The sequence below is a fragment of the Cobetia amphilecti genome, from assembly GCF_020217465.1.
Classification (GTDB): domain Bacteria; phylum Pseudomonadota; class Gammaproteobacteria; order Pseudomonadales; family Halomonadaceae; genus Cobetia; species Cobetia amphilecti.
This window is the reverse complement of sequence record NZ_CP084115.1, coordinates 1,470,004-1,489,318: the sequence shown is the minus strand read 5'-3', so window position 1 is coordinate 1,489,318 and position 19,315 is coordinate 1,470,004. Positions and strand designations below refer to the sequence as shown.

General features: G+C 64.2%; 19 protein-coding genes, 2 tRNA genes and 1 riboswitch. Of the genes, 9 read left to right on the top strand and 12 right to left on the bottom strand.

Annotation, left to right across the window (positions count from 1 at the left end):
* The first annotated feature begins 215 nt into the window (after positions 1–215).
* Positions 216–902 carry a DUF4396 domain-containing protein gene (locus LCW13_RS06460; RefSeq protein ID WP_153635435.1) on the top strand — a complete coding sequence of 229 codons (687 nt, stop codon included), beginning with the start codon at positions 216–218 and terminating at the stop codon, positions 900–902.
* A gap of 186 nt (positions 903–1,088) precedes the next feature.
* Here the strand turns inward: LCW13_RS06460 and LCW13_RS06455 are convergent, their stop codons facing one another.
* The 6 genes from LCW13_RS06455 to LCW13_RS06430 form a co-directional block, all read right to left on the bottom strand.
* Complete coding sequence (locus tag LCW13_RS06455) at positions 1,089–1,817, bottom strand: YebC/PmpR family DNA-binding transcriptional regulator (protein ID WP_054557332.1); 729 nt, start codon at positions 1,815–1,817, stop codon at positions 1,089–1,091.
* Positions 1,818–2,022: 205 nt separating this feature from the next.
* Positions 2,023–2,376 (bottom strand): TusE/DsrC/DsvC family sulfur relay protein, encoded by a 354-nt coding sequence (locus LCW13_RS06450; protein ID WP_166019546.1) that lies wholly within the window; start codon positions 2,374–2,376, stop codon positions 2,023–2,025.
* 55 nt (positions 2,377–2,431) lie between these two features.
* The gene (tusB, locus tag LCW13_RS06445; RefSeq protein WP_043335056.1) at positions 2,432–2,722 is read right to left on the bottom strand and encodes a sulfurtransferase complex subunit TusB; all 291 of its coding nucleotides are present in this window, start codon (positions 2,720–2,722) and stop codon (positions 2,432–2,434) included.
* Between the two features lie 121 nt (positions 2,723–2,843).
* A complete protein-coding gene (gene tusC / locus LCW13_RS06440) occupies positions 2,844–3,254 on the bottom strand; it encodes a sulfurtransferase complex subunit TusC (RefSeq protein WP_225347840.1) in 411 nt (136 codons plus the stop codon).
* Between the two features lie 52 nt (positions 3,255–3,306).
* Positions 3,307–3,696 (bottom strand): sulfurtransferase complex subunit TusD, encoded by a 390-nt coding sequence (gene tusD / locus LCW13_RS06435; protein ID WP_043335054.1) that lies wholly within the window; start codon positions 3,694–3,696, stop codon positions 3,307–3,309.
* A 127-nt stretch (positions 3,697–3,823) separates the two neighbouring features.
* On the bottom strand, positions 3,824–4,492 hold the full coding sequence (locus tag LCW13_RS06430) for a Bax inhibitor-1/YccA family protein (RefSeq protein ID WP_054557334.1): 669 nt from the start codon (positions 4,490–4,492) through the stop codon (positions 3,824–3,826).
* A gap of 254 nt (positions 4,493–4,746) precedes the next feature.
* On the opposite strand from LCW13_RS06430, the gene LCW13_RS06425 reads away from it, so the two are divergent.
* From LCW13_RS06425 to LCW13_RS06415, 3 genes are all read left to right on the top strand, one after another.
* A tRNA-Ser gene (locus LCW13_RS06425) sits at positions 4,747–4,837 on the top strand.
* A 220-nt stretch (positions 4,838–5,057) separates the two neighbouring features.
* Positions 5,058–5,148: transfer RNA gene (locus tag LCW13_RS06420), tRNA-Ser, on the top strand.
* A 222-nt stretch (positions 5,149–5,370) separates the two neighbouring features.
* Positions 5,371–6,582, top strand: coding sequence for a DEAD/DEAH box helicase (locus tag LCW13_RS06415; protein ID WP_225347839.1), 1,212 nt, complete (start codon positions 5,371–5,373; stop codon positions 6,580–6,582).
* 159 nt (positions 6,583–6,741) lie between these two features.
* Here the strand turns inward: LCW13_RS06415 and LCW13_RS06410 are convergent, their stop codons facing one another.
* From LCW13_RS06410 to LCW13_RS06400, 3 genes are all read right to left on the bottom strand, one after another.
* Positions 6,742–7,866, bottom strand: a complete 1,125-nt coding sequence (locus LCW13_RS06410) for a GGDEF domain-containing protein (RefSeq protein WP_054557336.1) — start codon at positions 7,864–7,866, stop codon at positions 6,742–6,744.
* Positions 7,867–8,069: 203 nt separating this feature from the next.
* A complete protein-coding gene (locus LCW13_RS06405; RefSeq protein WP_131431696.1) occupies positions 8,070–9,779 on the bottom strand; it encodes a potassium/proton antiporter in 1,710 nt (569 codons plus the stop codon).
* A 137-nt stretch (positions 9,780–9,916) separates the two neighbouring features.
* A complete protein-coding gene (locus LCW13_RS06400; protein ID WP_225347838.1) occupies positions 9,917–10,882 on the bottom strand; it encodes a phosphotransferase family protein in 966 nt (321 codons plus the stop codon).
* 164 nt (positions 10,883–11,046) lie between these two features.
* Positions 11,047–11,160: riboswitch (TPP riboswitch) on the top strand.
* Between the two features lie 58 nt (positions 11,161–11,218).
* Between LCW13_RS06400 and LCW13_RS06395 the strand changes: the two genes are divergently transcribed.
* The 3 genes from LCW13_RS06395 (at position 11,219) to LCW13_RS06385 (ending at position 14,168) form a co-directional block, all read left to right on the top strand.
* Positions 11,219–11,971, top strand: coding sequence for an ABC transporter ATP-binding protein (locus LCW13_RS06395; RefSeq protein WP_200906787.1), 753 nt, complete (start codon positions 11,219–11,221; stop codon positions 11,969–11,971).
* Positions 11,968–12,735: an ABC transporter permease gene (locus LCW13_RS06390; RefSeq protein WP_225347837.1), complete on the top strand. Its 768-nt coding sequence runs from the start codon at positions 11,968–11,970 to the stop codon at positions 12,733–12,735. The genes LCW13_RS06395 and LCW13_RS06390 overlap by 4 nt, the downstream gene beginning before the upstream one ends.
* Positions 12,736–12,881: 146 nt before the next feature.
* Positions 12,882–14,168 (top strand): ABC transporter substrate-binding protein, encoded by a 1,287-nt coding sequence (locus LCW13_RS06385; RefSeq protein WP_225347836.1) that lies wholly within the window; start codon positions 12,882–12,884, stop codon positions 14,166–14,168.
* Positions 14,169–14,281: 113 nt separating this feature from the next.
* Here LCW13_RS06385 and LCW13_RS06380 read toward each other — a convergent pair whose 3' ends face one another.
* From LCW13_RS06380 to LCW13_RS06370, 3 genes are all read right to left on the bottom strand, one after another.
* Positions 14,282–15,550: an MFS transporter gene (locus LCW13_RS06380; protein WP_225347835.1), complete on the bottom strand. Its 1,269-nt coding sequence runs from the start codon at positions 15,548–15,550 to the stop codon at positions 14,282–14,284.
* A complete protein-coding gene (locus tag LCW13_RS06375) occupies positions 15,547–16,371 on the bottom strand; it encodes an alpha/beta fold hydrolase (protein ID WP_317292831.1) in 825 nt (274 codons plus the stop codon). Before LCW13_RS06375 ends, LCW13_RS06380 begins: the two co-directional genes overlap by 4 nt.
* A gap of 180 nt (positions 16,372–16,551) precedes the next feature.
* A complete protein-coding gene (locus LCW13_RS06370; RefSeq protein WP_043335040.1) occupies positions 16,552–17,460 on the bottom strand; it encodes a LysR substrate-binding domain-containing protein in 909 nt (302 codons plus the stop codon).
* Positions 17,461–17,674: 214 nt separating this feature from the next.
* Here LCW13_RS06370 and LCW13_RS06365 point away from each other — a divergent pair, with 214 nt between their 5' ends.
* Together LCW13_RS06365 and LCW13_RS06360 are read left to right on the top strand one after the other, a co-directional pair.
* Complete coding sequence (locus tag LCW13_RS06365; RefSeq protein ID WP_225347833.1) at positions 17,675–18,727, top strand: YeiH family protein; 1,053 nt, start codon at positions 17,675–17,677, stop codon at positions 18,725–18,727.
* Between the two features lie 177 nt (positions 18,728–18,904).
* A complete protein-coding gene (locus LCW13_RS06360; protein ID WP_043335038.1) occupies positions 18,905–19,171 on the top strand; it encodes a GrxA family glutaredoxin in 267 nt (88 codons plus the stop codon).
* Positions 19,172–19,315 lie beyond the last annotated feature (144 nt).

Genomic DNA, 19,315 nt, shown 5'->3' with positions numbered 1-19,315 from the left:
TGCGGCAAGGTTAACAAGGCGTGAGAACACACCCTCGTCTGTCACCCTGTCAGGCGGAAGCAACGGGCGGTTGCGAGCAGGCGATGACCAGCCACCCTTGATATGGCGCGCTGCCCCCACCAGCTATCAAGGAGGGCCGCGCCACCAGCGTACTGCTATCAGCGTATTGCTATCGGCGCACGGCCATCTGCGACATCCACTCTACGGGGGTCACCATGCAAGATCTATTACGTGAGTCACTTTCCCACTGGAGCCTGCTGCTGTGCTGGCTGTTGCTGATGGTACCGGCGCTGATCTGGGTCGTGCGTGACCTGACCACGAAGAATGCTCACCTGGCCCCGATGATGAAGTGGGTGTGGGGGCTGACCACGCTCTACTCCGGTGTCGTGGGACTGCTGGTCTATCGTTTCGCCGGGCGGCGCCAGATCGCCGCCAACGGTGATGCCCGCAAGGGGCTGAGGAGCGTCGCGCACTGCTATTCGGGCTGCGGACTGGGGGAATTCGTCGGCGTCAGCCTGGCGGTGGGCCTGTTGGCCATGGGCAATATCTCCACCGCGATCATCACCTTCATCTTCGCTTACCTGTTCGGCTTCCTGCTGACGGTCGGCCCGATGCTGCAGGGCGGCAGTGATGACAAGCCGCAGGTGATTCGTGATGCCTTCAAGAGCGAGACGGCCTCCATCGTGGTGATGGAAGTGGTGGCGATTTCCGTGGACCTCTGGCTTGCGGGCGGTGCCGGCATGCACCAGCCGCTGTTCTGGAACTCGCTGATCATTTCCCTGAGCCTGGGGCTGCTCGCCGCCTGGCCCGTCAACGTCTGGCTGGTAAAGCATGGCGTCAAGGGTGGCATGGCGGACCCACGCGAGACGGACCCGCAAGCGCAGCACCATGCACATTGCTGAAGCGCGCGCACTGCTGAGACGCGCGTACTGTCGATACGTGCAGAGTGTCGATACGTGCAGAGTGTCGAGACATGAAAAAGCCCCGTCGGCATGCCGACGGGGCTTTTCTCTGACTGACCTCTCACACTGACATTCGCATCCCAGTCAGCGTGAAACCGTCAGTCGCATCACGTTCAAGACGCTGGCCTAGACGAACTCGCCGTTGTGATAGACCTGCTGCACGTCTTCACAATCATCCAGCAGCTCGAGCATCTTGTTGAGCAGCTCGGCATCATCGCCGCCGACTTCGGTATGGATCTGCGGAATGAAGCTGATCTCATCGACTTCGAAGTCGAGGTCTTCACCGTAGATGTCGGTCAGCGCACCCTTGGCCTTGAAGTACTCGGTCGTCGGCGCGAGAACCGTGATGATGCCTTCGTCGAGCTCGATATCACTGACATCGACGTCGGCTTCCATCAGCGCTTCCAGGACCTTTTCCTCGTCCTCTTCCGCGCCCTTGAAAGCCAGGATGGCGCGGTGGTCGAACATGTGCGACACCGACCCCTGCGCGCCCAGCTTGCCCTTGCCCTTGTTGAAGCAGGTGCGGACTTCGCCGAAGGTGCGGTTGTTGTTGTCGGTCAGACAATCAACGATGACCATGACGTTGCCCGGACCAAAGCCTTCATAGCGCGCCAGAGCGAAGTCTTCGCCGCCGGTGCCCTTGGCCTTGTCGATCGCCTTGTCGATGACGTGAGTCGGCACCTGGTCCTTCTTGGCCTTCTCGATGAGACGACGCAGGCTCAGGTTGCCGTTGGGGTCGAGGCCACCGCTCTTGGCCGAGACGTAAATCTCGCGCCCGTAACGTGAATACACGCGTGCCTTGTTGAGAGAGGTACGCGCCATTGATTCTTTACGGTTCTGGAATGCTCTTCCCATGCAAGTCGACTCTTGTCCGCCTGAATTCAAATGCCCTTGCGACCATGTCGCGGGACCTGAAGCAGCATCGGCCTCCTGGCCGACACCGCAACGCTGTGACGAATAGTAACGCAGACAACGCCGTACGTCGCCATCCCTGCCGGGTCTTGCGCGTTGAGCGCAGCGCACCACGACGGGCAAGGTGACTCATGCATGCGGCTGACCGTCACAGACAGTTGGTCGGTTTGGGCAGCCCGGCGATGCGCGCGCCCACCTTGGGCGGGCTGTCCGGGAACAGCCGCATCAGATGCAGCGAGCGGCCCTTGTCGGGACCAAACCGCTGGGTCATCGCCTTGCTCAGCGGGCGCATGGCCGGCGAGAGCGAGAAGCGCTGATAGAAGTCGCGCAACACCTCGATCACCTCCCAGTGCTCCGGCGTCAGTTCACGCCCCTCCTCGGCGGCCAGCATTTCCGCCAGCGCCGGGCTCCAGTCATCCAGATCGACCAGATAACCTTCCGCATCCAGTCCGATATCACGCCCATCAAGCGTCAGTGTGCGCACCGTTTCACTACTGGCCATACAGATCCTGATTCACGTCTTGCATGAAAATTGAAAGGGAGAAGCGCCTGGCGCCTCAGAACCAGCTGACGGTCTTGTCGGCGGCCTCGGTCAAGGCGACGAAACCGTCGACGTCGACCACGATGACGTTCTCCGCGCAGCGCCCCAGCAGGCCGCGGGACTCGAGGTCTTCGCGCAACGCGAACAGCCGCCCCTCAAGCCCGGCAAGGTGCTGCTCGGCGTTGTCGAGGGCGCCATTGACGCCATCCTCGATCAACAGCAGCTGATCTTCCGGGCCCATGGCATTGAGCACATCATCATGGATGCGGCTGGAGAATGGCGAACGATTGAGTAGATGTAGATTCATGCAATTATCCAGGCAAGGGAAGCTGGGACTGCCACTGGCCATCAATCAAGAGATATCAATGACATGGCATCAGGAAACTGATGCGAGCATATCAGTCGCCAGCGTTGGCGGCAGTGACGTGTCAGAAGCTCAGCACGCGCGAGAACGCGGTGGTCAGCGCGACCACCTCGTCGTGCTCGAGCAGCGTGACCGGCAACAGCGTGACATCCTGCGCTGTCAGGCCCCGTGCGCGCAGCGCCGCCGCATCGACGTAGCAGCGCTCGACGTCATACATCTCAAGCGCCGCCAGCAGGTTGTCACTGCCCTTCTGCCCCAGCGGCCCGACCTGCTGCCCTTCCAGCAGCGCCATCACGCCATCGCCGGTGAACAGCAGCCCGACCTCGCGCCCGAAGGCGGCCGCGACCATCGCCGCCTCCAGTCCCTCGCGCAGCCAGCTGCTGCCATGCGGGCCATGGCGCAGCATGACCAGCAGATCACCGGCGGCCATCCCGGCGTCATCGCCTGCCAGGGGCGCCGTCATCACATCGCTCATGGTCTGCTCCTCACTCGATAAGTGACATCATCAGTGACGACAAGAAATGACGTCATGCAAAGGTGATCAGGTGGTCATTGTCCAGCGTCGCCTCGACCAGCTGGCCCAGCCCCGTCAGCTCGAACGGCGCCTCGAGGGTATGCCCCTGCTTGCCATGCCGCGCCGCTTCGCGCTCATCGAGCATGCCGCGTCTCAGCCCCGCCGCGACACACACCTGCAGGCGGGTGGCGTGGTTCTCGGCAAGCGACAGCCAGCGATCGCGCAGATGCGGCTCGTCCTGGGGCGGTGCCATCATGTTGGCGGCGTTATAGACGCCATCGTGATAGAAGAACACCGTGGTCAGCTGATGGCCGCGCGCCAGCAGGGCGTCGGCAAAGCGCAGCGCCGAATGGCTGGCCTGCTGGCTGTAGGGGCCGCCGTAGACGGCCAGAGCATAACGCATGCGAACCTCGTGTGACTGCTTATGAATGGGCGCCATTCTAGCGCGAGTCACGCCACCTGACACCCGAACGCAAACGACCCCGCCGAGGCGGGGTCGTTTGCAGGTCTCATGTTCCTTCGCTTGACGATCAATCGTCGGAAGCGAAGCCCAGCAGGGCCAGCAGGCTGACGAACATGTTGTAGATGGAGACGTACAGGCTCACCGTCGCCAGCAGGTAGTTGGTCTGCCCGCCGTGGATGATCTGGCTGGTCTCGAACAGGATCGCCGCGGAGGCGAACAGCACGAAGCCGGCGGAGACGGCCAGTGCCAGGCCGCTGATGTTGAAGATCATCGCTGCCAGCATCGCCAGGATCAGCACGATGGCGCCGGCGAACAGGAAGTTGCCCAGGAACGAGAAGTCCTTGCGCGTCACCAGTGCCACCGCGGACAGGCCGGCGAAGGTGATGCCGGTCATGCCGAGCGCGGTCATCACCAGCTGGCCGCCGTTGGGCAGGCTCAGGTAGGCGTTCAGTACCGGGCCGAGCGTGAAGCCCATGAAGCCGGTGAAGGCGAAGGTCGCGAAGATGCCGGCGGTGGAGTTCGCGGTCTTGTGGACCAGGAACATCAGGCCGTAGGCACCGATCAGCAGCACGAAGATGTTCATGCGGCCGACGCCCATGCTCATCGCCACGCCAGCTGTCAGCGCGGAGAACAGCAGCGTCATTGCCAGCATCATGTAAGTGTTGCGCAGTACCTTGTGAGTACTGAGCGAGCGGCTCGCGGTATCCTGCGAGACCTGCCAGGAGCTGTTAGCCATGGTGTCTATCCTCAGGTTGCTACGATGGATTCATCGATTTGACCCCAGCATGCCCTCAGGGGTTTGCCTAATCAAGAGACAGAACGATGAAAAGCCCTATTGAGGCAACCATCCGGCGCGTGCAAGGCAACGACATCGTCAGTCTCCGCAGCCATTGTGGCATGTGCGACCTTTCAAGCATCTGAACGACAAGGAAATTTACGCTAAGCCCTTGACCCTGACTGAAAAATCCGTAGTATTTCATCCCGTGAGTCGGAGGGATGGCAGAGCGGTTGAATGCACCGGTCTTGAAAACCGGCGTAGGTTAATAGCCTACCCAGGGTTCGAATCCCTGTCCCTCCACCACCTTGATTCCGAAAGCCCCGTCTACTTCAGGTAGGCGGGGCTTTTTCGTGGCCTGACACATGATCATGATTCATGGTCTGGTGCCAGCAGGCGGCTCCGGCGGCCTCACCCCGGCGCCATCCTGCTGCAAGTGATTGTCCGCGATGGCTTTTCCGAAGATTTTTCTTCGCTTACCTCTTGCTATTCTCATCAGGTTCGGTAGTATTTCGCTCCGTGAGTCGGAGGGATGGCAGAGCGGTTGAATGCACCGGTCTTGAAAACCGGCGTAGGTTAATAGCCTACCCAGGGTTCGAATCCCTGTCCCTCCACCACCTTGAATTCCGAAAGCCCCGTCTACTTCAGGTAGGCGGGGCTTTTTCATTGTTGCCGCGCAGCGCCCATCGCCGCCACTTCGCTACCCTGCCTGAGCAGCGATGGCCAATGATGCGCCGGGCCGTCAGCGGACTTTCGGCTACAGTGAGCATCACTGCGCCAGACATTCCTTGCCGCAGAATGTGCGCTTGCCCCTCCCCCTCTAGACAAGTCGAGACACCATGCCATTTTCTGCCCTTGGTTTGAGCGATTCCATCGTCAAGGCCGTCACCGAGCAAGGCTACCAGACCCCGACTCCCATCCAGGAGAAGGCGATCCCCGTCGTACTGGCCGGTGACAACCTGATCGCCGCCGCCCAGACGGGTACCGGCAAGACGGCAAGCTTCGTGCTGCCCATACTGCAGACCCTGCAGCAAGCGCCCAAGGTGCGTGCCAAGCGCGTACATGCCGTCATCCTGACGCCGACGCGGGAGCTGGCGATCCAGGTCGAAGACAACATCCAGCACTACGCCCGGTATCTGGAAGTCAGCTCCATGGCGATGTATGGCGGCGTGGAGATCGAACCCCAGCAACAACGCCTGATCGAGGGCGTGGACATTCTGGTGGCGACGCCCGGCCGCCTGCTGGACATGCTGACCCGCCGCGCGATCCATCTCGACGAGACACGCACCCTCGTCATCGACGAAGCGGACCGCATGCTCGACATGGGCTTCATCGCCGACATCAACAAGATCGTCGAGAAGCTGCCCAGGGAGCGCCAGAACCTGCTGTTCTCGGCCACGCTCTCGGCCCAGGTGCGCGTACTCGCCAAGACCGCAGTGACGGACGCCGTCGAGATCATGGTCGCACCGGAGAACGTCACCGCGCCGGATATCAGCCAGTATCTGATCACGGTCGACAAGGAGTTCAAGTCCGCCCTCCTGAGCCATCTGATTCACGAGAAGCAGTGGCAGCAGGCGCTGATCTTCATCGAGACCAAGCGCGGCGCCGCCAAGCTGGTGAGTCAGCTGGAGAAGCGTGACATCGCCGCCGAGTCCTTCCACAGCGGTCGCAGCCAGGCAATGCGCGAGCAGCTGCTGGCCGACTTCAAGGCCGGCACCATCAAGTATCTCGTGGCCACCGGCGTTGCCGCGCGGGGCATCGACATCGATGACCTGCAGCGCGTGGTCAACTACGACCTGCCGGACGCCGCCGAGGATTATGTCCACCGCATCGGGCGTACCGGCCGTGCCGGGGCGAGCGGTGAAGCCATCTCGCTGGTCTCGCGTGATGACTTCCGCAACCTGTGCGCCATCGAGCAGCACCTGGGCTATTTCGTGACACGCGAAGTCGTGGAAGGCTTTGCGCCCAAGCTCGCGGTACCGGCCTCGAACAGCGACTACGCCCCCAAGTCCGCAAGCAAGAGCCGTCGTCGCCAGTCCAACCGCCGCTGACTCTTCTCAGGGCAAGCCTGATGATGCCCTGACACACGCACGCCCCCGGAGACATGAACGTCATTCTCCGGGGGCGTGCTGGGTTGTATACCAAGCTTTGTTCGCAAATCTCTATACGCAAACCTCTGTGCACAAGACTCTGCGCGCAGTGAATTGCGCTCAATTGATGGCGGCGATGCCCGGCCCACCCACGGGGCCCAGCTGGGTGTCACTGACGAAGCCATTGCCGCCGTCCTGCTTGGCGCGGAACAGATTGACGTCGGCCTTGGCGATCAGGCCTTCCAGGTCCTTGTCGCCGGACTGACGCTGGGCAACACCGATCGACAGATTGACATCCAGACTGTTGAGGCCGTCATTGATGACGAACGGCAACGCCGAGGCGCCCTTGCACAGGCGCTCTGCCACCTGATCGACGCGCTCGCCATGCAGCCCCGGGCATAACAGCACGAACTCCTCGCCGCCATAGCGCCCGACCAGGTCCTCCCCGCGCAGGATGCTGCGCATGCGCCGCACCAGCTCCTTGAGCACCTGATCACCGGCCTGGCGACCCCAGGTCTCGTTGATCAGCGCCAGATGGTCGACATCCACCATCATCACGCTCAGCGCCCCGTTGTTGATCAACATGCCACGCCCGCTGTCGACCAGCTCGGCGCGACTCAGGGCGCCGGTCAGTGCATCGAAGCGCCCTCCCGTCTCGAAACGCTGCTGCAGGCGCTCCACCGACCAGCCCATCTGCACCAGCACCAGCGTGAAGAAGATGGTCAAGACGCCCAGATTGATGATGCGAAATGCCAGCATCCAGCCGGCGGGCAGCGGATTGGTCGGCCCTTCCAACATCAGGATGATGTAGGCCAGTAGCGGCATGCTCAGGCAGGCTGCGCACAGAAGAACGCGCCGCATGAACGACATGCGGATCGAGTAGATGCACAGCAAGGCGCCGAAGTAGAAGTAGTCGAACCCGGCCTCCGAGCCGAAATAGCGCAACGAGAAACTGATCTGCGCGCAGGTGCCCAGCGCCATCAGCGTGGCCGCCAGGGCTTCACGGCGAGCACGGTGCAGCTGCAGACAGACCAGATCGACGATCAGCATCGCCAGATTCAGCGCCAGAATGCCCATCTCGCCCAGCCACAACAGCAGGATGGCGTAGAGCAGATGGCAGCTGACCGCCAGCACGTAGACCACGTTGAAGGTGGCATGAAAGGTCTTCTCATCCGCCGTGAGTCCGGGCGGAAATTGCTCGAATCGTCGCAGAAAGCCCGCGAGATGAGGATGTGGGCTGGCCATGTAGTCACCTCCTTGTCGCTGGCCACAATCGGTGGCCAGGCGCTGTCACGGACAAATTGGCCTGACATCAACAGAATACGATATTGATGAGTCCAAACACGACGCCCCCATTACACGCAGTGCAATGGGGGCGTCGTATCGTGTGAAGCGCAGGCGCAGGCTCAGGCCCTGACACAGATTCAGGCCCAGAAACGGACTCAGACTCAGTGCAGTCGCAGGCCGACCTTGGTGATGCGATTGCCTTCCACCTCGTTCACCACCCAGTGGATACCATGCCAGTCGACATCGTCGCCGACCACCGGCACCCCGCCGACTCGCCGGGTGATGAATTCGGCGATGGTCAGGTGGTGCTCGCCCTGGGAGAGCGTCAAGCCGTAGACATCGGCGATATCCTGCATGTTGGCATCGCCTTCCAGCGTGAAGGTCCCGAAGAAGGCGCGTTGCTCGTGCTGCAGACTCTCGCCATTGAACATGCGGTTGAGGCTCGGCACATCACAGGAGCGCCCCACCACGCACAGCACATCCTGCTGATGCAGGCAGGTGCTGCCCTTGGGGTGGATCAGCACCTTGTTGCGGAACAGCGCCCCGACCTTGGCCCCCGACGGGAAGCGCAGCATGCGCAGCGCCACGCCTTCCAGCGCCGTGTTGTCGACGCGATAGACCAGCATCTCGTAGTCATTGACCGGCATGATGCCGAGTAGGTTGCGGCGACTGGGCTGTGCGCCCGGCGGCACCACCACCCGCAGCTTGCGCGCCATCGGCGCCAGCGACGAGCCCTGCACCAGCAGCGAGATGATGACCACGAAGAAGGCGACATTGAAGTAGAGACCGGCATTCTCGACCCCGGTGATCACCGGGAAGATCGCCAGCACGATCGGCACCGCCCCTCGCAACCCGACCCAGCTGATGAACCACAGCTCGCGCCAGCGGAAGCGGAAGAACGGCTTGAGACACAGGATGACCGCCAGCGGGCGCACCACCAGAATCAGCGCCACGCTGAGGATGGCGGCCGGCAGCGCGAACTGCAGCATGGTCGAGGGCGAGACCAGAAGGCCCAGCATCAGGAACAGCACGATCTGCGAGAGATGCGCCAGGCCATCATGCACCGGTAGGATGTGCTCCAGATGCCGGCCGGGGTGATTGCCGATCATCAGGCCGCACAGATAGATGGCAAGGAAACCACTGCCGCCCATCTCGTTGGTGGTGGCGAACAGACTCAGGCCCAGCGCCAGCGCCAGCAGCGAGTAGAGGCCGGGCGCGAGGTCCAGATAGCGCATCAGACGGGCGATCAGCCAGCCGCCGGCGATGCCCATGGCGGCGCCGACACCGAACTGCAGCAGGAAGCTCATGATGCCCGACGCGACGCCGGAGAGCTGACCGGTCAGGATCTCGGCCAGCGTGATGGTCAGGAAGATCGCCATCGGGTCGTTGGTGCCGGACTCGATTTCCAGCGTCGCACCGACACGCTCATTGAGGTGAACGCCCTGGCCGCCCAGCAGCGAGAAGACCGCCGCGGCATCGGTGGAGCCGACGATGGCTCCGACCAGCAGGCCTTCGATCAGGGTGAGATCAAACAGCCACATGGCCAGAAGGCCCACCAGACCGCTGGTCATGAAGACCCCGACGGTGGCCAGCACCAGTGCCGGTTTCAGGCCGGCACGAAACGTGGACAGCCGCGTGCGCAGGCCGCCATCGAGCAGGATGAGCGCCAGCGCCAGGTTACCGATCATGTAAGCGGATGAGGCGTCGTCGAACTGGATGCCCAGTACGCCATCTTCACCCGCCAGCATGCCAAGGCCGAGGAACAGCAGTAGCAGCGGCATGCCAAGACGCGCCGAGACGCGGCTGGCCAACACGCTCAAGGCGATCAGCGTGCCTGCCAGCAAGAAATAATAATTCAGGTTCTCTACCACGAGTGCTCCCCCGCCAAGCCCTACATCAGATCTCGAGTGACGTCCATGACGACTCACCCACAGTATTCCATGTCAGCGATGGGGCTGCAGAGAAATTTCACACCTTTCATGTACTTGCAGCGTGCAGCACGCGGATTTCACGCCAGGCTACGCGGCGAGACCCAGGCTGGGGCTGCCGCAAGCTCAGCATAGGGCCGCGGACCGAAGGCCTCCATCGCCCACAACAGCGCACGGCACAGCTCGCGCTGGCCGTCGAGATCGATCATGCGCCCATGGCGCGAATAGCCCTTCATGAAGGCCTGACGCTGCTCCGGCGTTTCCAGCAGCAACTCCACCAGCGCCCAGTCGAACTCGATCGGCGCCCACACCAGCGCTTCCCAATCGCTCCATACCCAGCCTGTGGCGGCGCACAGGTATTGATCGGCGCGCATGTCCGGCAGACACCACACCGCGCGAGTCGGTGCCGGGAAGGTGCGCTTGAGCAGCGTGCCAAGCTCCGCGCGACGCGGGTGATGGGCAAGAAAGCGCGTGACGCGGGTATTCCAGTGCAATAGCGGCATCGGCTGCGCCAGCGGCTGGCCGAAGCCGGACACCGTGTCCTGATGCAGGCGACCAAGCTGGTCGCCCAGCAGCTCACAGAAGGTGATGCTGAGATCGCTCGGCTGCCCGCTGGACCACGGCAGGTGCCAGATGGGCGCGCCATCGAGACGCCCCAGAAAGGTCAGGGGCAGTGGCGGAATCGGCAGACGCGCGGGCAAGGCGCCCGCTAGTCGCGTCAGGCCCTCCGGCGTCGCCCAGCGATCGGCGCCGAAGACCCCGCGCATGGCGCGCCAGAAGGGGTCATGGTCTGGGCCGGTGCGCGCCAGCTTGATGAGGCCGGGCGTGCCGCCACGCTGGCGCCATAGCCAGTTGGCGCTATCCGGCCAGGCGAGCGCCAGCGGCTCGAGCGGTTGACCCAGATAGGTCGAGAGCCGGCGGGTCAGTGACTCCTCGGGCCAGCCCCTGGGCACGGGACGCGGCTCGCCCACGGCCTCAGCCGTGCTCGGCCGCCGTGGGGGAACGGGATAACTGGAACAGGTCGAGAGATCCGGTGTGTCGGGCATGATGATCTCCTTGGGCTACACGTCTTGTTACAGTAATGCTCAGCATACCCAAGGCGTGGCACATCGGCATAGTCCGTTTCGCACGCCACCTCTGCCCTGCCCACCGGACCCGCCCCCTGACCCGCGTCGGACAAGACACCGGCAAGAGAGTGACGTTACACTGTCGACCTGGATGGGGGTGCCCGAGGATGGGCTGAGAGCCGCAGCGATACGTCGCGCGACAACCCCTGGAACCTGATCCGGTTGATACCGGCGGAGGGAATCCCCGACGCGTGCCCTGCACGGCGCGTCACCTGCTTCCTCCTGCCGGCACGCCGCCTGACCACGGAATTGCCTGTGTCGCTGGGACTCACCCTCAACAACGCACGAATCGATTACGCCGGCCACACGCTGTTCCGCGATATTTCCGCGCGTCTGGAAGCCGGTAGCTGGACGGCACTGCTGGGGCGCTCCGGCTGCGGCAAGAGTTCGCTGCTGCGCCTGCTGGCCGGCCTTGAGATGTCAGACCTCCACCAGCTCGACCTCGCCACCGATGACGGTCAGCCGCTGACCGACCGCGTGGCCTGGATGGCGCAGCAGGACCTGCTGCTGCCGTGGCGGCGCGTCATCGACAACCTGTGGCTGGGCGATGACCTGCGCCGGCGGCCGCGCAATCGCAAGCTTGCTCATGAACTGCTGGCCGCGGTCGGGCTTGAGGGCCGTGAGCAGGCCTGGCCGGACGCCCTCTCGGGCGGTCAGCGCCAGCGCGTCGCCCTCGCCCGCACACTCTACCAGCAGGCGCCGGTCGTGATGATGGACGAGCCGTTCTCGGCGGTGGATGCCATCACCCGTCTGGAGCTGCATGATCTGGCCAGCCGCCTGCTCAAGGGCCGCACCGTCCTGATGGTGACCCATGACCCGCTGGAGGCATTGCGCCTCGCCGATCAGCTGCTGGTGCTGCGCCCGTCGAGCCTCCCGGGCCACGGCGCCGAGCTGGAACGCCTGCCGGGGCTTGGCGCCGCACGCCCGGTGCCACTGGATGACCCGGCCCTGCCACCGGCGCAGGCACAACTGATCGCCCGCCTGCGTGATAGCGAGGAGGCCGCATGAAACGTCTGCACGCCATGCGTCACCTCGTCATAAGCGCGCTGCTCCTGCTGGGGCTGTGGCAGCTGATCATTGCCGTCACCGCCGTACCGCCCTACATTCTGCCCACGCCGCAGGCCGTGCTCGAGGTCTTGATCGAGAAGGCGCCGCTGCTGGCCCATCACGCTGGCGTCACCATCAGCGAGATACTGGCCGGGCTGGTGCTGGGCATTCTGCTCGGCCTTGCCACCGCGCTGGCGCTGGCCTTCATTCCCCGCCTGCGCCGCACGCTGCTGCCGATGCTGCTGATCAGCCAGGTGATACCGCTGTTCGCGATCGCGCCGCTGCTGGTGCTGTGGCTCGGCTATGACATGCTGTCCAAGGTGGTGATGGCGACACTGATCATCTACTTCCCGGTCGCCTCCACCGGCTACGACGGCCTGCGCCAGACCCAGCAGGGCTGGCTGGATCTTGCCCATACCCTGGGTGCCAGCCCATGGCGCCGACTGATCCACATCCAGCTGCCCGCCGCGCTGCCGGCACTGGCCTCCGGCATTCGAATGGCCGCGACCGCCGCCCCCATCGGCGCCGTCATCGGGGAATGGGCCGGTGCCAGTCAGGGGCTGGGCTATCTGATGCTCAACGCCAACGCGCGCATGGAGATCGACCTGATGTTCGCCGCCCTGCTGGTGCTGGTCGCCTTCTCCCTGCTGCTCTATTTCTCGCTGGATGCGCTGCTGCGCGCCCTGATGCCCTGGCACCGCGACCGGCTGACACGTCTGAGCTGACACGCCTGGGCTTCGAGCAACTACCGCAAGACCGCAAGATCGCGTAACCGAAAGACGCAACGACGCTCGACACAAATTGCATGAGCCTGACGACTGCCGCCCACGAACGGCAGCACCACTACCCTGTGATCACAAGGAACTCCGCCATGTCTCTTTCGTCATCGGCGCCACGGCGCAAAGCGCAGCCGACACGTTCACCGCGTGCCTCGCTGCTGTCCACCGCCTTCGCCACCCTGCTGACCACGCTGTGCCTGAGCAGCCTGCCAGCCACCGCCATGTCGGCCCACGCCGCCGAGGCAGAACCCGCCACCAGCACCCAGTCAGCGCCGGAAATCGTCGCTCAGCAGGCCGAGGTCGGAGTGAACGGTGACTCGACCGCCTCGGCGCCGGTGGCAAGCCAGGAAGCCGTGGAAGCGACCGCCGGCGCCGCCGAGCAGGCCAAGAACGGCGCTGAACCAGCCGCCAGCGACGAACAGAGCGCTGATGCTGACTCGAAGGGCGTTGCCAATGACGCTACCAAGGACGCTGCCACCGCCGAGCAGCCATTGACGCAGTTCAAGGTCATGCTCGACTGGTACACCAACCCCGGCCACGCCCCGCTGGTGCTGGCGCAGGAGCTGGGCCTGTTCAAGAAGCACGGTCTTGATGTCGAGCTGATCGCCCCCGCCGACCCGAGCGTGCCGCCCAAGCTGGCCGCCGCCGAGCGCGTCGACATCGCCATCAGCTATCAGCCGCAGCTGCACCTGCAGATCGATCAGGGCCTGCCGCTGGTGCGTATCGGCACCCTGGTCGCCACGCCGCTGAATGTGGTGGTGGTGCGCGCCGACAGCGACATCCAGTCGATCGCCGACCTCAAGGGCAAGCGGGTCGGCTACTCGGTAGGCGGCGTCGAGGAAGTGCTGCTCTCCACCATGCTGCAGCACAGCGGCCTGACGCTGGATGACATCACGCTGACCAACGTCAACTTCTCGCTGACGCCGTCACTGCTGACGCGCAAGGTCGATGCCGTCACCGGCGCCTTCCGCAACTTCGAGCTGGCCCAGATGGCCCAGGAAGGCGTCAAGGGCCGCGCCTTCTACATCGAGGAAGAAGGCGTGCCGACCTATGACGAGCTGATCTTCGTCGCCAACAGCGACAGCTACGAGCGCAAGCAGGCCCAGTACGCCGGCTTCCTCGCCGCCGTCGGCGAAGCCACCGCCTGGATCATCAACCATCCGGACCAGGGCTGGGAGATGTTCCGCGACTCCGACCCGGCACTGGATACCGAGCTCAACAAGGAAGCCTGGTACGCCACCCTACCGCGCTTCGCGCTGCGTCCTGCCGCGCTGGATGCCGGCCGCTACCGTGACTTCGAGGACTTCCTGTTCGAGCGCGGCATGATCAAGAAGCGCCAGTCGCTGAGCCACCTGGCCGTCGACGTCAACACGCCCTGAGGCGTTGAGCGCTTGAGCGCGCCCCATGCAAAACGCCCTGTCGGAGATTCCGACAGGGCGTTTTGGGTTCAGGACCGGCTCGCTCTCGCCGTCTTGTGCCTATTCGACAAGCGCTAGCGGCGTGCCAGGCGACGCGACAGCCACAGGATCTGCAGCGGCTGAATCACCAGCGCGATCATCAGCACCGCGACCAGCAGCGGCATGCCCTCTAACGCGCCGCTCGGGGTGCTGACCAGCAGTCCGGCGCCCACATAGCTGCCGGCGGCGGAACTCAGATGCTGCACGGCACTCTGGGTGCTGGTGAAGGCCGCTCGCTCGTGGTCGGCGGGAATGAAGCTGTTGAGCGTATTCTGGGTCACACGCCGCGCCGACGAGAACAGCATGTAGGCGCCGAAGCCGATCCAGATCAGCGACGGTCCCGGCGAATGCAGCAGGAAGGCCCAGCCGACCAGCGCCGTCATCAGGCAGGTGATGGTGCCCGGCCAGACACAGCCATAGCGATCACACAGCCGCCCCGTGAGTTGCATGCCGACCAGCGACAGGCCGCCACCGATCATGTAGAGCCCACCGAGATCCTCACGCGGCAGGCCCAGATTGAACAGCAGATAGCTTGCCAGGTTGGGAATCACCAGGAAGTTGCTGAACATCGCCGTGGCGATCAGCGCCAACCCCAGCCGATGGTCGGGCTGGGCCAGGATCTTCAGGATCGTGGTGCCCTTGCGGCTGCGCTGACGTGTCTCGGGGTTATCGAGATGGCCGCGGATAGGCGGCAGTATCCAGGCCAGCAGCCCGCATACCAGCAGCGCCAACAGTGCCACGGCGCGAAATGGCGCCTGCCAGCCGAAGCCCTGCGACAGCCACAGCGCAAACGGCAGCCCCAGCACCGAGGCCACCGAGAAGGCACCCATCACCAGGCCCATGGCACGCCCCCGACGTACTCCCGGCACCACGTCGATCACGATGGCCAGCGCCGTCGCCGCCGCCGGCCCGCCGAACAGGCCGCCCAGCATGCGCGCCGCCAGCAAGGTCTCGAAGTCGGTGGCAAAGCTGGCGATCAGGTGACAGAGCGCCGCGCCGAACAGGAAGCCCAACACCGCCCAGCGCCGATCGAAGCGATCGGCGTGTCGCGTCCACAGCAGAGTGCCCACCGCGGCGGCCAGCGGATAACTGCCGACGATATAGCCAAGGTGATCCAGCGGAATGCCCAGCGAGGTGGCAAAGTCGGGGCCCAGCGCCATCACCATGGTGAAGCCCATGATGACGGCGAACTGCAGCAGGGTGACCAGCGCCACCACCAGGCGCTCGTGGGTGGTCACCGGCGGGATGACCCGCTCGCTCGCGGCCGGCTGACGATTTTCGGAGTGGCTGCTCGGCGTACTCAAGCGCGTGCGACGCGATCAAGGAACGCCACCACCGCCTGCTGGAACTCGCTGGCACGCTCGGCGTGCAGCCAATGGCCGGCCTCCAGCGAGTCATCTTCCAGCGCAGGGAAGTGCTCGCGCATCGTCGCCAGGCCCTCGGCCTGCACATAGTTGGAGCGCGAGCCCCACAGCAGCAGCGCCGGCAGCTCGATTGGCCCCTGACCGTGCGGCGCCTCGACGATCTGCGGGTAGCCCGCCGCGATATGGTCCAGCCCGACGCGCCAGCCCATGGCGCCATCGTCGAGACGCACCAGATTGGTGGCGAGGAACTGGCGAATGGCCGGGGTATCGACATGCTGCGCCATCACCGTGTCGGCCTCCTTGCGTGAGGCCGGGCGCGCGTCACGTACCGCCTCGAAGGCGGCAAAGATATCGTCATGCCCGTGGCCATAGGCGACCGGCGCGATATCGGCGATCAGCAGGCTGCGCAGACGCTCGGGCGCCTCGAGTGCGACCTGCATGGCGACCTTGCCGCCCATCGAGTGGCCCAGCAGGTCACAGCGCTCGATGGCAAGGCGGTCGAGCAGCGCGAGGACATCCGCGGCCTGCTCGGGGTAGCTCATGCCGGCCACGTGCGGACTGCGGCCGTGGTTGCGCAGATCCACCGCGATCACGCGGCGCGTCCGCGACCACGACTTGATATGCGAACGCCAGTTGTCGGCACTGCCGAACAGGCCGTGAAGAATGACCAGCGGCGTCGCGTCCTGCTGGCTCGTTGTCTGTTCCTCGGCGCCATCACGAGCATCGCTCTCGTGGTAATAAAGCTCGACCGTTGTGCTCATCATCATCTCCATGGACGCTAGACAGACCGTTACGCTCCCCGTGGCTCAGGCGCAGTAGCTCAGGCGCGGTAGCTCAGGCTCAGCGGCGTGGCTCAGCGGCGTGGCTCGGCGGCAGCCGGCTCGCGGGGAGCGCCTATGTTAGCAAACTATCAAGCGCGCGGCGGCTCCGTCCTCGACGGCTCAGCGCGGGCTGGCTTCCAGATAGACCTTGACCGCCTGCCACAGCGGGCTGCGGTAACGCTCCGGGTGCCACAGCATCGAGAAGCGCCGCTTCAGGTTGAGCTGGGGCGTGGCCAGCACCACCAGCTCGCCACGCGCGATCTCGGCCGCCACTGACAGCCGCGACAGACATCCCAGCCCCAGCCCGGCGAATACGGCTTGCTTGATGGCCTCGTGCTGGCCCAGCTCCATGCGTACCTTGAGGCGCTCGATCCGCCCGTGCAGTGCACGCTCGAAGACCGCCCGCGTGCCCGAGCCCCCCTCGCGCAGAATCCAGTCGGCGGTGGCGAGGTCCTCATCGCTGAGCGCCACGCCACGCACGGCCAGCGGATGGCTCGGGGGCGCCACCACCACCAGCTCATCCTCGCGCCAGGTCTGGCTCATCAGGCGCGGCGCATGGCAGTCACCCTCGATCAGGCCGAGTTCGGCGTCATAGTTGAGCACCGCCTCCACCACCTGATGGGTATTGCGCAGACGCAGGTTGAGCTCGGTGCCCGGATGTTCGCGCATGAAGGCCCCCGCCAGCCCCGGCAACAACCAGGTGCCGATGGTGGCGCTGGCAGCGATTTCCAGCTCGCCACGCAGGTTGCCATCCACCACGCCGGGCTCACGCGCCTCCAGCTCCAGCGCGTGGGTCTGTTCCAGCAGTTGCTCGGCGCGCGCCAACAGGCGACGACCATTGGCGTTCAGGGCCAGGCGGCGACCGAGGCGCTCGAACAGCTGCACCTCGAGATGACGCTCAAGCTCGGATAGCCCCTGACTCGCCGCCGATTGCGACAGGCCGATCTCGCGCGCCGCGGCGCTGACGGAGCCGTGGCGGGTCACCGCCACGAACACTTGCAACTGGCGCAGCGTGATGTGGATCTGCATATCGGTTTTTCCGGTATGTAATAAAAGAATAATCGACTAACTGCCGAATAATATTCCCGAATAGACTAATCATCAAACCAGAGGCACTAAGCAAGCGACGCAGACTCAAGCGCCCTTGCCGATGACAGCCGTGCACCACACGCCAGCGCACGACCCATAACAAGACAGGCCATGTTCCGCACGGGATAGGCCACTTTCCTCAAGGAGAATGCTCATGGACGCACAGACCCTGACTCCCCCCGCCACTGCCGAGCGCTTGCGCCGCATGTTGCCGGGCCTCGCCCTGTGTGGCGGCCTGACCCTGGTGGGACTGGCACTGCATTCCATTCCGGCGCTGGCCTCCACCGGCATCAGCCCGCTGGTCTTCGCCCTGCTGTGCGGTATCGTGGTCGGCAACCTGCCGATCACCAGCCGGCACGCCGCGGCGCTCTCCCCGGGGCTGCATATCGCGACCAAGAAGCTGCTGCGTCTCGGCATCATCCTGTTCGGCCTCTCCATCACCCTGCAGCAGATTCTCGGCCTGGGCTGGAGCGTCGTCTTCCTCGATGTGCTGGTGATCACCGCGGTGCTGAGCAGCGGCTACTTCATCGGCACGCGCTGGCTGGGGCTGGACCGCGACACCGCACTGCTGACCAGTGCCGGTTCCGCCATCTGTGGCGCCGCGGCGGTACTGGCGACCGAATCAATGATCAAGGCACGCCCGGCGGCCACCGCCATGGCCGTCGCCACGGTGGTGCTGTTCGGCTCGCTGGCGATGCTGGTCTACCCGCTGCTCTACCCGCTGAGTGGCATGCATGAAGGCCTGTTCGGCATCTATATCGGCTCCACCATCCACGAGGTCGCTCAGGTCGTGGCCGCCGGTGAAGCGGTCGGCCCGGACGCCCTGGCCAATGCGCTGATCGTCAAGTTGATGCGCGTGATGATGCTGGTACCCTTCCTGCTGCTGTTGCCGAAGCTGTGGGCGATGCGGGCCCGTACCGAAGGCGATGACCGCGAGACCGGCGGCAGCATGACGATTCCGTGGTTCGCGTTGGGCTTCATCGCCATGGCCGGCATCAACAGCACCGGCGAGATCCCGGCGGCAGTGCACTCAAGCCTCTCTACCCTCGGCAGCGTGGCACTGACCATGGCCATGGCGGGCCTGGGCGTCGAGACTCGCCTCGATCGTCTGCGCTCACTGGGCATGAAGCCTTTCCTGCTCGCGCTGATCCTGTTCACGCTGCTGATCGTCGGTGGCTTTGGCGCCAATCTGCTGCTGATGGGCTAATCCTCAGCACGGCAGTGATTGATTGCCCCAATGACTTTGGTAGTACGGCTCAATTGGCAAACCCGGGCAGGCTCAAGCACAATGGCGGTCATCGATTACTCACCGGCAGTGCCGGCGCCATTTTCTCGGCCCACCCAGTACGGGCTGAACGAGAGTCACGAACCTTAGGAGAGTCTCATGCTTGCAGTCATTTTCGGTCGTCCGGGTTGCCCTTTCTGTGTCCGCGCCAAGGACCTCGCGGAAGAGCTCACCGCCAAGCGCGATGATTTCGACTTCCGCTACATCGACATCCATGCCGAAGGCATCAGCAAGGCCGACATGGAAAAGACCATCGGCAAGCCGGTCGAGACCGTGCCGCAGATCTTCGTCGATCAGACCCACATCGGTGGCTTCACCGAGTTCAACCAGTACGTGCAGGACGAAGCTCTGATGCCGCAGGCCTGATCGCCGCCATCAGCCGCTTCACTGCTGAAGCCCTCGCCATTGGCGGGGGCTTTTTTGTGCCTGCGTCACCGCCTCCCGCCCCTGGTCACGACGCTTACTCGCACCACAACGCAGCACACAAGGTCGCGTCTTGCGCACCTTGCC